This is a genomic window from Streptomyces mesophilus (assembly GCF_011044995.1).
Lineage (GTDB): Bacteria > Actinomycetota > Actinomycetes > Streptomycetales > Streptomycetaceae > Streptomyces > Streptomyces mesophilus.
Genome location: NZ_JAAKZW010000254.1, coordinates 1 through 11,009, shown reverse-complemented (window position 1 = coordinate 11,009; position 11,009 = coordinate 1). Strand labels below are relative to the sequence as shown.

Annotated in this window: 10 protein-coding genes and 1 pseudogene; 8 read left to right on the top strand and 3 right to left on the bottom strand. The window is 70.3% G+C overall.

Annotated features, from left to right (window positions below):
- Window positions 1-345: 345 nt before the first annotated feature.
- Window positions 346-1,782 carry a regulator gene (locus G6045_RS35095; RefSeq protein ID WP_165336258.1) on the bottom strand — a complete coding sequence of 479 codons (1,437 nt, stop codon included), beginning with the start codon at window positions 1,780-1,782 and terminating at the stop codon, window positions 346-348.
- Between the two features lie 389 nt (window positions 1,783-2,171).
- Here G6045_RS35095 and lipB point away from each other — a divergent pair, with 389 nt between their 5' ends.
- From lipB to G6045_RS35075, 4 genes are all read left to right on the top strand, one after another.
- Window positions 2,172-2,966 carry a lipoyl(octanoyl) transferase LipB gene (gene lipB, locus G6045_RS35090; RefSeq protein WP_165336257.1) on the top strand — a complete coding sequence of 265 codons (795 nt, stop codon included), beginning with the start codon at window positions 2,172-2,174 and terminating at the stop codon, window positions 2,964-2,966.
- Between the two features lie 157 nt (window positions 2,967-3,123).
- The gene (gene lipA / locus G6045_RS35085; protein ID WP_165336256.1) at window positions 3,124-4,089 is read left to right on the top strand and encodes a lipoyl synthase; all 966 of its coding nucleotides are present in this window, start codon (window positions 3,124-3,126) and stop codon (window positions 4,087-4,089) included.
- Between the two features lie 295 nt (window positions 4,090-4,384).
- Window positions 4,385-4,588: an SCO2195 family GlnR-regulated protein gene (locus G6045_RS35080; RefSeq protein ID WP_165336255.1), complete on the top strand. Its 204-nt coding sequence runs from the start codon at window positions 4,385-4,387 to the stop codon at window positions 4,586-4,588.
- 30 nt (window positions 4,589-4,618) lie between these two features.
- Window positions 4,619-5,320 carry a DUF4191 domain-containing protein gene (locus tag G6045_RS35075; protein WP_165336254.1) on the top strand — a complete coding sequence of 234 codons (702 nt, stop codon included), beginning with the start codon at window positions 4,619-4,621 and terminating at the stop codon, window positions 5,318-5,320.
- A gap of 103 nt (window positions 5,321-5,423) precedes the next feature.
- Here G6045_RS35075 and G6045_RS35070 read toward each other — a convergent pair whose 3' ends face one another.
- Complete coding sequence (locus G6045_RS35070; RefSeq protein ID WP_165336253.1) at window positions 5,424-5,891, bottom strand: RDD family protein; 468 nt, start codon at window positions 5,889-5,891, stop codon at window positions 5,424-5,426.
- Between the two features lie 236 nt (window positions 5,892-6,127).
- On the opposite strand from G6045_RS35070, the gene glnA reads away from it, so the two are divergent.
- The 4 genes from glnA to G6045_RS35050 all read left to right on the top strand — a co-directional run bounded on the left by glnA (window position 6,128) and on the right by G6045_RS35050 (window position 10,566).
- Window positions 6,128-7,537, top strand: a complete 1,410-nt coding sequence (gene glnA / locus G6045_RS35065) for a type I glutamate--ammonia ligase (protein ID WP_165336252.1) — start codon at window positions 6,128-6,130, stop codon at window positions 7,535-7,537.
- A 250-nt stretch (window positions 7,538-7,787) separates the two neighbouring features.
- The gene (locus tag G6045_RS35060) at window positions 7,788-8,642 is read left to right on the top strand and encodes a hypothetical protein (protein WP_165336251.1); all 855 of its coding nucleotides are present in this window, start codon (window positions 7,788-7,790) and stop codon (window positions 8,640-8,642) included.
- Between the two features lie 114 nt (window positions 8,643-8,756).
- Window positions 8,757-10,055, top strand: coding sequence for an MFS transporter (locus tag G6045_RS35055; protein WP_165336250.1), 1,299 nt, complete (start codon window positions 8,757-8,759; stop codon window positions 10,053-10,055).
- Between the two features lie 64 nt (window positions 10,056-10,119).
- On the top strand, window positions 10,120-10,566 hold the full coding sequence (locus G6045_RS35050; RefSeq protein WP_165336249.1) for a hypothetical protein: 447 nt from the start codon (window positions 10,120-10,122) through the stop codon (window positions 10,564-10,566).
- A gap of 51 nt (window positions 10,567-10,617) precedes the next feature.
- Here the strand turns inward: G6045_RS35050 and G6045_RS35045 are convergent.
- Window positions 10,618-11,009: pseudogene (locus G6045_RS35045) on the bottom strand (asparaginase); the annotation flags it as partial.

The following is an 11,009-nucleotide window of genomic DNA, read 5'->3' as shown; positions in this document are numbered from 1 at the left end:
GTGGAGGGCGGAACCACCCACCCACCCGCAGCCGCGCGACGGCGTGAGGGGACGGGGTGGGGTGCATTGTCATTCGGGCGCCCCCGTCGGAGACGGCAACCTTTCACGGAAGCGGTGCCATTGCCCGAATGAGCAAGCACCCCACCCCGGCCCCGACCCACGACGAAACCGCAGGCGCAAACGAACCAGCGGACAGCCGCACACGAAACAGTCCCCACCACGAAACGCCGGCGCAGCACGCACGCACCCGGCCGACAGCCGCGCACGAAGCAGAACCCCGACCCAGGGGGCCTGGGGGCGCAAGCCACCAGCGGGGGACCGGGGGCAGAGCCCCCGTGACGCTCACTATCCCAGCGCCGCCACCCGGTCCCGATACCCCCGCACCGGAGTCGCGTCGCGGTAGGGCTCCAGACGGCGCTCGAAGTCACGTACGTACTCGACCGCCCGCGCCGACCGCATCTCCGACGCCTGCTGCGCCGCCTCCGCCCCCAACGCACAGGCCTGGTCCAGCTCCCCGAGCCCCAACCGCGCCGTGGCGAGCACAACCCGGCAGAACAGCCGCGACCGCGCGAACCCAGGAGCCCGCAACTGCAGCGACCGCTCCGCATTCTGCGCCGAGGCACGGAACTGCTGCAGATCCCGGTGACAGTGCCCGAACTCGTCCGCCAGCTGCGCCTCGTCGAAGAACCGCGCCCAGTACGGGACTTCATCCCCCGGCCGCGCCCCGTCGAGCGCCCGCTCCGCCCGCACGAGCGAGGCGGTACAGGCCCGCACATCCCCCAGCACCCCGTGCCCCCGCGCCTCGACCGAGTGCAACAGCGCCTGCACGACGGGCGGCGCGGACGACCCGATGCCCTGCTGGGCGACGCGCGCCAGCTGCACCGCCTCACGCCCGTGCCCGAGATAGACGGCCTGCCGGCTCATCGTCACCAGGACGTACGAGCCGTACGCACGGTCGCCCGCCGCCTGCGAGAGCCGCAGCGCCTGCACGAAGTAGCGCTGCGCGAGGCCATGGGCCGCGATGTCGTACGAGGTCCAGCCGGCGAGCCGGGTCAGATCGGCCGCGGCGGCGAACAGGCGCCGGCCCGCGGCCTCGCTGTACGTACCGCGCAGCATGGGCTCCGCCTCGTGCTCCAGGTACCGCACCAGGGCCTGGCGGGCATGGCCGCCGCCGTAGGCGTGGTCGAGGGCACGGAAGAGTTCGCCGACGGAGCGTAAGGCCGCGATATCGCCACCGGTGACCTTCTGGCCGGGGCCGCGCTCGGTCTGCTGCCGCTGCCGCGGGACGCCGGGCCTGCCCTGTGCGGGCACCCGCGCCTGCGCCTCTCCCCTGCCCACGCGCTCGTCGGCCCGGCCGATCAGCCAGTCACGGCTGGGCACCACGAGCCCGGCCGGGGTGAACGCGATCTTCCGCAGCTCGGTATGGCTGCCGGAGTCCTTGCGCCACAGACCGCTGACGATGTCGACGGCCTCCTCGGGCGTCGCGGCGAACTCCAGGCCGGCATAGACGGGCGCGCAGGCGTCGAGGCCCAGGTCCTGTGCGGTGAGGCGGCGGCCGAGGCGGCGCGTGAACACCTCGGCGATCAACGCGGGCGTGGTCCCGCGCGGCTGCTGTCCGCGCAGCCAGCGGGTCACGGAGGTCTTGTCGTAGCGCAGATCGAGGCCGTGCTCCAGGCCCAGCTGGTCGACCCTGCGGGCCAGACCGGCGTTGGAGAACCCTGCCTCTGCGATGAGCGCGGCGAGCTGGCGGTTGGGGGTGCGCTGCGGAGGTCGTTCCGTCATCAGCTCTGCGGTCTCCTGCCGATCGGGTCCTGGCGGCGGGTTCGGGTGTCGGTGTGGGCTCAACTTCGTCCGCGGAGCGGTTGTATGCCGTATGCGGTCTCGGTGTGCGCGGGGGTCCAGCCGCCGGACGGCGCGAATGTAGCGGGCGTGGCGGGGGGTGTCGGTGGGATCCCGGACCATTCATCCGATCGTGTGAGGGACCGCTTTCCGTGGGCGCGGCCGCCTGAGCCGCGACGTCCGCACGACCGCCCCCGGCGCCCGCGCGCAACGGAGTCGTAGAGTTGCTGGCGGGGTGGACACGTGCAGCGTGCAGGCAAGTCGACGCCGGCCACGCGAACGTAAAACCGCGGACGCAAAACCCGCGGACGGAGAAACAGGGAGGCACCGACGTGAGCGAGTTCCAGTTCGTCCGGATGGGCTTCGGCGCCGACATGGTCGATTACCAGGTCGCCTGGGACGAGCAGCGCCGTGTGCACGCCGCCAGGTTCGAGGACGAGATCCCCGACACCTGTCTGCTGCTCGAGCACCCGCCCGTCTATACGGCAGGGCGCCGCACCGCTCCCGAGGAGCGCCCCCTCGACGGCACCCCGGTCATCGATGTCGACCGCGGCGGGAAGATCACGTGGCACGGGCCCGGCCAGCTGGTCGGCTACCCGATCCAGAAGCTGCCGCGTCCGGTCGACGTCATCGCGCATCTGCGGCGCCTCGAGGACGCGATGATCGCGGTCTGCGCCGAGTTCGGCATCACGACCTCGCGCGTCGAGGGCCGGGCCGGCGTCTGGGTGCTCGGCGACCCGGTCGAGGACCGTCCGAGGTTCGGCGGCCTCACGCTCGACTTCGACCCGCGTTCGACCGACCCCGAGTTCGACCCGCGGCTGAACGGCCCGGAGTACGCACCGTCCAACGCCGGCCAGCGCGCGGAGGACCGCAAGATCTGCGCCATGGGCATCCGCGTCGCCAAGGGCGTCACGATGCACGGCTTCGCCCTGAACGTGAACCCGGACACCTCGAACTTCGACAAGATCATCCCCTGCGGGATCCGCGACGCGGGCGTCACCTCCCTCTCGTACGAGCTCGGCCGCGAGGTCACCATCGAAGACGTGCTCCCGATCGCCGAGAAGCACCTGCAGGCGATCCTCGGGGACGCGGACCTGAAGCCGCGCGAGGCCGAGTCGGCCGCTTAGCGAGGTCGAGTCCGCCGTCTGACCGCGGGCCTGACGGCTCCGTACGCCGTACGGGGAATGCGGGCGGGCAGCCTGAGGTTGCCCTCGACGCACGGCCGCATAAACAACGGGCGTACCCTGGTGTACGCCGAAGAATCGAAGCTGTAGGGAGCCCGACGTGTCCGCTGTCGCACCCGACGGACGCAAGATGCTGCGCCTGGAGGTCCGGAACTCCCAGACCCCCATCGAGCGCAAGCCCGAGTGGATCAAGACCCGGGCGAAAATGGGCCCCGAGTACACGAAGATGCAGAACCTCGTGAAGGGCGAGGGCCTGCACACCGTGTGCCAGGAGGCGGGCTGTCCCAACATCTACGAGTGCTGGGAGGACCGCGAGGCCACGTTCCTCATCGGCGGCGACCAGTGCACGCGGCGCTGCGACTTCTGCCAGATCGACACCGGCAAGCCCGAGGCGCTCGACCGCGACGAGCCCCGCCGCGTCGGCGAGTCCGTGGTCACCATGGACCTGAACTACGCCACCATCACCGGCGTCGCCCGCGACGACCTGGAGGACGGCGGCGCCTGGCTGTACGCCGAGACGGTGCGCCAGATCCACCAGCAGACCGCCGAGCGCGCCGACGGCCGCACCAAGGTCGAGCTGCTCGCCCCCGACTTCAACGCGGTCCCGGAGCTCCTCCAGGAGGTCTTCGAGTCCCGCCCCGAGGTCTTCGCGCACAACGTCGAGACCGTCCCGCGGATCTTCAAGCGGATCCGCCCCGGCTTCCGCTACGAGCGCTCGCTCGGCGTGATCACCGCGGCCCGCGACTTCGGCCTGGTCACCAAGTCCAACCTGATCCTCGGCATGGGCGAGACCCGCGAAGAGGTCAGCGAGGCGCTGCAGCAGCTGCACGACGCGGGTTGCGACCTGATCACGATTACGCAGTACCTGCGTCCGTCGGTGCGCCACCACCCCGTGGAGCGCTGGGTCAAGCCGCACGAGTTCGTGGAGCTCAAGGAGGAGGCCGAGGAGATCGGCTTCGCCGGTGTCATGTCCGGACCGCTGGTCCGCTCCTCGTACCGCGCAGGCCGGCTGCACCAGATGGCGATCGAGAAGCGCGGCGCGTTCATCGCCTCGCAGGCCGTCTGAGCCGCAAGCCGTCCGAGATCCTTCCGCACCCCGCGAGCTTGTGATTTCGCGCACAAGACCCTACTCGCGCGTAATGGCGTGAAGACGCGGCCCGTACGATCCCCGCAGGCAGGGGCTCCGTACGGGCCGCGTCAGGTTTTTGACCAGCCGCATCAAGGCTTCATTGGTGTTTGACCGGCCGGTCACGCACTGGTAACACCAATCAGTGAGCCTGGGCTTACACCGCGTAAGACCATCGCCGACGTGGGCCACACGAAGGCCCACTGCCGCACCTGATCCGAGGGGGACCACCGACATGCAGGCCGCGCCCGTACGCGCCACCGCCATCCCGTCCGTGACCGACGCCCTGCGCGTCATGGAGACGCTGCTGCTCGGCAGCGGACAGCGCACCGCCCGCCGCAACGCCTGGACATCCGTGCTCGAGGACCGGCGCCGCGCCAAGGACCGCGTGGAGGCTCAGCAGGTCCTGGAAGCGGCTGTCGCAGCCCGCACGTCGTAGTCCCCACGAAGGACACGTAAACTTCCCAGCATGGCGAGGAAGGACGACGCAGCGAGCGCTGCGAACCCGGGGCGACTCAAGCAGATCGCTCTCACTTACAAAATGACCCGACGGGCCGATTCGAAGATCGGTCTGATCATTGCCGCAGTGGGAATCGTCACCTTCGGTGTCTTCCTCGGAATCGGCATCCTGATCGGACACCCGGTCTATCTCGGCATCCTGGGCTTCGTGCTCGCCTTCCTTGCGATGGCGATCGTCTTCGGGCGCCGGGCCGAGCGGGCCGCATTCGGACAGATGGAGGGCCAGCCCGGTGCGGCGGCCGCCGTTCTGGACAATGTGGGCCGCGGCTGGTCGACGACTCCCGCGGTCGCGATGAACCGCAGTCAGGACGTGGTCCACCGGGCCGTGGGCAAGGCCGGCATCGTACTGATCGCCGAGGGCAACCCGAACCGGGTCAAGTCCCTGCTCGCCGCCGAGAAGAAGAAGATGGCGCGCGTCGTGTCGGACGTCCCGGTGCACGACTTCATCGTGGGCAACGGCGAGGGCGAGGTCCCGCTCAAGAAGCTGCGCACCACGATGCTCAAGCTCCCCCGCGTCCTGTCCGGTCCGCAGGTCACCACGACCAACGACCGGCTGCGCGCGATGGGCGACCTGATGAAGAACATGCCGATCCCGAAGGGTCCGATGCCGAAGGGCATGCGGATGCCGCGCGGTGGCCAGAACGGCCGCTGAGTTTTTTCCTACGTCAATGGGGCGCCCGGAACCGAGTGGTTCCGGGCGCCCCGTCTTTGTGTCCTGGTGGGCAGCACGACGCCGCCCAGGGCAACGCGGTCGGTCAGATCCGAACCTGCACCGCGCGCGAAAGGCGGTCGTGCAGGCCGCGGCCGTCGCGGTCCCAGATGAGGGCCGGGATCGCGAGGCAGAGCAGGATGCTGCGGACGACCACGCGGCCGATGCCGAGCCGCCGGCCGCCCTCGGCGACGACCCGCAGGCCGAGGATGCGCTTGCCCGGGGTGGAACCGACGGTTGTGACGGTGAGGATGCTCATCACCAGGAGGACGAGCACGGCCCAGTTGCCCGCGGCCTGGGTGTCACCCTGCGCGAGCAGGCCGTATGCGATCACCATGCACAGCGCCCAGTCGATGACGAGGGCGGCGATCCTGCGGCCGGGGCGCGCGATCGAACCCGGGCCGTGCTCGGGCAGACCCAACTGCTCGCCGCGATACCCGAACTCGACGCCCATGTCCTCGGCGGTCTGCCGCGGTCCGGACAGCCACGATCCGATTGCTTGCCTGTTGTCCACGGGTCCACGGTACTGCGCCCCGTTTCGTACGGGACCGGGCGGGTGCCTTCTGCCGTGGCGCGGGCGGCCGGTGAGACGGCCGTCACCTCCGGGCCGGTTAACTTGGGCGAAACAAATGGGTCATGCTTGAGAAATCCCCCGTCCTTATGGTCGGGTCCAGCGTGTGCCACCGCACTGGCCGCACCGACAGCGAGACAGCCCCGGCTCCACCCCGGACCGGGAGTAGGAGGAGCTGGATGTTCCAGAACGCCGACGACGCCAAGAAGTACATCGCAGACGAGGACGTGAAGTTCGTCGACGTCCGCTTCTGCGACCTGCCGGGTGTGATGCAGCACTTCACGGTGCCGGCGTCGGTGTTCGACCCGGACGAGGAGCTGGCCTTCGACGGTTCGTCGATCCGCGGCTTCCAGGCGATCCACGAGTCCGACATGGCGCTGCGTGCGGACCTGTCGACCGCCCGGGTCGACCCCTTCCGCCGCGACAAGACGCTGAACGTCAACTTCTTCATCCACGACCCGATCACGGGCGAGCAGTACTCCCGTGACCCGCGCAACGTCGCGAAGAAGGCCGAGGCCTACCTCGCCTCCACCGGTATCGCCGACACCGCGTACTTCGGCCCCGAGGCCGAGTTCTACATCTTCGACTCGGTGCGCTTCGAGACCTCCGCCAACAAGTCGATCTACGAGATCGACTCCGAGGCGGGCGCCTGGAACACCGGCGCGGTCGAGAACAACCGCGGCTACAAGGTCCGTTACAAGGGCGGCTACTTCCCGGCCCCGCCGGTCGACCACTTCGCCGACCTGCGCGCCGAGATCTCCCTTGAGCTGGAGCGGTCCGGCCTGCAGGTCGAGCGTCAGCACCACGAGGTGGGCACCGCCGGCCAGGCCGAGATCAACTACAAGTTCAACACGCTGCTCGCCGCGGCCGACGACCTGATGCTCTTCAAGTACATCGTGAAGAACGTCGCGTGGCGCAACAACAAGACCGCGACCTTCATGCCGAAGCCGATCTTCGGTGACAACGGTTCGGGCATGCACGTCCACCAGTCCCTGTGGACCGGCGGCCAGCCGCTGTTCTACGACGAGGCCGGTTACGCGGGCCTCTCGGACACCGCCCGCTACTACATCGGCGGCATCCTGAAGCACGCCCCGTCGCTGCTCGCCTTCACGAACCCGACGGTGAACTCGTACCACCGACTGGTCCCCGGCTTCGAGGCCCCGGTCAACCTGGTCTACTCGCAGCGCAACCGCTCCGCGGCCATGCGTATCCCGATCACGGGCTCGAACCCGAAGGCCAAGCGCGTCGAGTTCCGCGCGCCGGACCCGTCCTCGAACCCGTACCTGGCCTTCTCGGCCCTGCTGCTCGCGGGCCTCGACGGCGTCAAGAACAAGATCGAGCCGGCCGAGCCGATCGACAAGGACCTCTACGAGCTGGCCCCCGAGGAGCACGCGGGCGTCCCGCAGGTCCCGACCTCGCTCCCGGCGGTCCTCGACGCGCTCGAGGCGGACCACGAGTACCTGCTGGCCGGCGGCGTCTTCACGCCGGACCTGATCGAGACGTGGATCGACTACAAGCGCACGAACGAGATCGCCCCGATCCAGCTGCGCCCGCACCCGCACGAGTTCGAGCTGTACTTCGACATCTAGAAAACCCGCGGGTCAGAGCGTGTAGCTGCTGACCTGGGCCGTACATAGACCGTGGGCCGTGTCCTTCCCGTCGAGGGGAAGGACACGGCCCACGGTCGTTTCAAGCCGGGGAACAGGTCGTCCTGCGGTCAGTCCTGGACAGCCGGCAGACGCACAGGAGGGCTCGCCATATACCCCCCAGGGGTATATGGTTCTGATCGTCGCCCGGACGGGGCGGCGGCAGGAAACGACTTGTAGGTGGGAGAACGCCATGGGTACGCACGTCGGTCACGACCACAGCAGCCACGGCACTCAGGGAGGTCACGGCGCGCACGGCGATGCCCAGCCCGGTGGGCTTTCGGTGTCGCAGGGCGGGTACACGCTCGAGCTCGATGCGACGGTCTTCGCCGCCGGGGTCCAGACGGTCGGCTTCCGTGTGACCGGCCCGGACGGGCGGCCGGTGACCGAGTTCGAGACCGAGCACGACAAGGAGCTGCACTTCATCGCCGTGCGGCGCGACACCGCCGGGTTCCAGCACGTCCACCCGGTGAGGGACGAGAAGGGCAGCTGGAGCGTCGGGCTGGACCTGACGCCCGGTGACTGGCGGTTCTTCGCCGACGTCCACCCGACCGGGCACGGCGGAACCCTGACGCTGGGGATCGACGCCGCGGTCTCCGGAGCGTACGAGCCGCAGCCGCTGCCCGAGGCCACCGGGAGGGCGCGGACCGGGGAGTACACCGTGACGCTCGACGGGGAGCTCCGGCCCGCCGAGGCGAGCGAGCTGACGCTCACCGTGAGCCGGAACGGCCGTCCCGTCAGCGACCTTCAGCCCTACCTGTCCGCGTACGGACACCTGGTGGCGCTGCGGGTGGGAGACCTGGGCTATCTCCACGTGCACCCGGAGGGCGAGCCCGGTGACGGTGTCACCGCGGCAGGGCCCCACATCGCCTTCATGGCGGTCGCGCCGACGGCCGGCACGTACCGCCTGTTCCTGGACTTCCAGCACGAAGGCGTCGTACGGACGGCCGAGTTCACGGTACGGACCGCCGAAGCCGGCGCGCCCGGGCACGACAGCCACCACGCGTCCGCACACGGCAGCCACGCGGGACACCACAGCCACCACTGACCGGCCGCCAAGGGAGCAACTCGGTGCGCAAAGAAGACACCCCCGCCTGTACGCGCGGGGCACGGCCTCCACCCCGGGGCCGCGCCCCGCCGCATGAACACCGAAGGAAACGTCATGCGACTCTTCGCCCTCCGCGACTACCGTCTCCTCTTCGGCGCCCAGGTCATCGCCTTGTTCGGCACCGGCCTGACCACCGTCGCCCTCGGGCTGCTCGCCTACGACCTCGCAGGGCCGCGCGCCGGCCTGGTCCTCGGCACCGCCCTCACCCTCAAGATGGTCATGTACGTGGTCATCGCCCCGCTGACCGCCGCCTACATCGACCGGCTCCCCCGAAGAACCTTCCTGGTGCTGCTCGATGTGATCCGCGGCCTCGTGGTCCTGGCCCTGCCGCTGGTGAGCGAGGTCTGGCACATCTACGTACTGATCGGCCTGCTCCAGGCCGCCTCCGCCGCGTTCACCCCGACGTTCCAGGCCGTCATCCCCGACATCGTCACCGACGAGTCCGCGTACACCCGGGCCCTGTCCGCGTCCCAGGTCGCCTCCACCATGGAGAGCCTGCTCAGCCCCGTACTCGCGGCGGTCGCGCTGGCCTTCATGAGTTTCGACCGGCTGTTCCTCGGCACCTCCGCCGGATTCCTCCTCTCCGCCCTGCTCGTGCTGTCGGCGCGCGTCCCGAACGCCCGCCCCAGCGCGCACACCAAGGCGTGGGACAAAGCCGCGGCCGGGATCAGGACCTTCCTCACCACGCCTCGGCTGCGCAGCATCATGGCGTTCAACCTCGTGGTGGCGGCGGCCGGTTCGATCGTCGTCGTCAGCACCGTCAACTACGTGCGCGATGAACTGGGCGGCTCGCAGTCGGGCGTGGCCTGGATGCTGGCCGCGTCCGGCACCGGAACCCTCGTGACCGCCCTGGCACTCCCCCGCGTCCTCGACCGGGTCGCCGCCCGCACCGTGATGCTGACCGGAGCCGCCGTGCTCGTCGGCGGCACGGCCGGCGCGGTCACGCTCATCGCGGCCGGCGCCGGCACCTGGGCCGGTACGGCGGTCACCTGGACCGTGATCGGCATGGGCATGGCGCTGATCATCACGCCGACGGGCAAGGTCCTGCGCGCCTCGGTCGCGCGGAACGCGATCCCCGAGGCGTTCGCGGCCCAGTTCTCGCTGTCGCACCTGGCCTGGCTGATCACCTACCCCATCGCGGGCGGGCTCGGCACCCGGTACGGCTTCGCCCTCGCCTGGTCCGTCCTCGCGGCCCTCGCCGGGGCCGGCGCGATCGGCGCCCTGCTGCTCTGGCCGCGCCACGACGGACACGGGGCCGCGGCCGGCCCTGCGACTGCCGTACGGCAAGCCCCCGGCGCCGACCGGGCCACACTGTCCGAGCAGGACCGGTCCACCCTCACCAGGGCCGCGTGAAGCGCCGGTTCACCATGGGCACCCGCTGCCGGGCGGCAGCGGGTGCCCATGGTTTCCTGGGCGCATGTCTACGTCCCCCCTCGATGACGCCCCCGAAGAGCTGATCGCTCTCGCCTTCGCCGCCGTCGGCCATGCCGTCGAGTCGCTGCGGGCCACCAAGGGGCAGGAGCTGACGACCTTTGTGCTCATGGAGTACGCGGACGGGCGGAAGCTGCAGCGGTGCCGGGCGGATACGTTCGAGCGGGAGGCGGAGATCGCGCGGGAGCAGTTGCGGGCGGTCGGGGCGGACTGTCTGCGGTACGCGCTCGCGCACGACGGGTACTTCACCGTCGATCAGGAGCGGTCCGACGCCGTGATCGTGCAGGCCTGGGAGAACGACGGGGAGCCCGGGATCCAGTTCGCGCAGCGCTACGGAACGCACCGGCGGAGGCTGCGGCTCGTGTGTGAGGCGGTGGGACACCCGGCGTTCGCGGGCGAGGTCGAAGCGCTGGGTCCCGTGGCGGAGGACTGAGGGCCCGCGGACAGGTCCGACGGCCGTCGGGGCCGGCTGCGGGCCCAAGTGTCAGGCGCGGTGGGTGAATTCCCGGGTGATGTCCTCGTGGGCCGCCCCTGCCGACAGCAGTACGCGCAGCAGAACGCGTGCCTTGTACGGGTCAAGCAGACCGCCATTGATCAGGCCGCGGCTCAGCAGGTCCGTCTCCGAGCCCGGAGCACCGTACGTCGACGTGAGGACCGAGCCCGCTCCCGTACGGGACGTCAGGACGACCGGGATGCGGGTGGCCAACTCGCCGAGTACGGGGGCGAGTCCGGCCGGTACGTGACCGACTCCGCAGGCCGCCACGACCAGGCCCTGGTGGGTGGCCGCGAGGCCGGGCAGGAGGGCGCCGTCGTCGTCCAGGGTGACCGTGTGCAGGGCCACCCTGGGCCCGCCGGCGGCCGGGGTCAGGGCGGGGA

What these genes read in the sequence shown, in the direction of transcription:
- G6045_RS35095 (WP_165336258.1), bottom strand. Translation starts at nt 1,782, where the DNA reads ATGACGGAACGACCTCCGCAGCGCACCCCCAACCGCCAGCTCGCCGCG.
- G6045_RS35080 (WP_165336255.1), top strand. Translation starts at nt 4,385, where the DNA reads ATGCAGGCCGCGCCCGTACGCGCCACCGCCATCCCGTCCGTGACCGAC.
- G6045_RS35075 (WP_165336254.1), top strand. Translation starts at nt 4,619, where the DNA reads ATGGCGAGGAAGGACGACGCAGCGAGCGCTGCGAACCCGGGGCGACTC.
- glnA (WP_165336252.1), top strand. Translation starts at nt 6,128, where the DNA reads ATGTTCCAGAACGCCGACGACGCCAAGAAGTACATCGCAGACGAGGAC.
- G6045_RS35060 (WP_165336251.1), top strand. Translation starts at nt 7,788, where the DNA reads ATGGGTACGCACGTCGGTCACGACCACAGCAGCCACGGCACTCAGGGA.
- G6045_RS35055 (WP_165336250.1), top strand. Translation starts at nt 8,757, where the DNA reads ATGCGACTCTTCGCCCTCCGCGACTACCGTCTCCTCTTCGGCGCCCAG.
- G6045_RS35050 (WP_165336249.1), top strand. Translation starts at nt 10,120, where the DNA reads ATGTCTACGTCCCCCCTCGATGACGCCCCCGAAGAGCTGATCGCTCTC.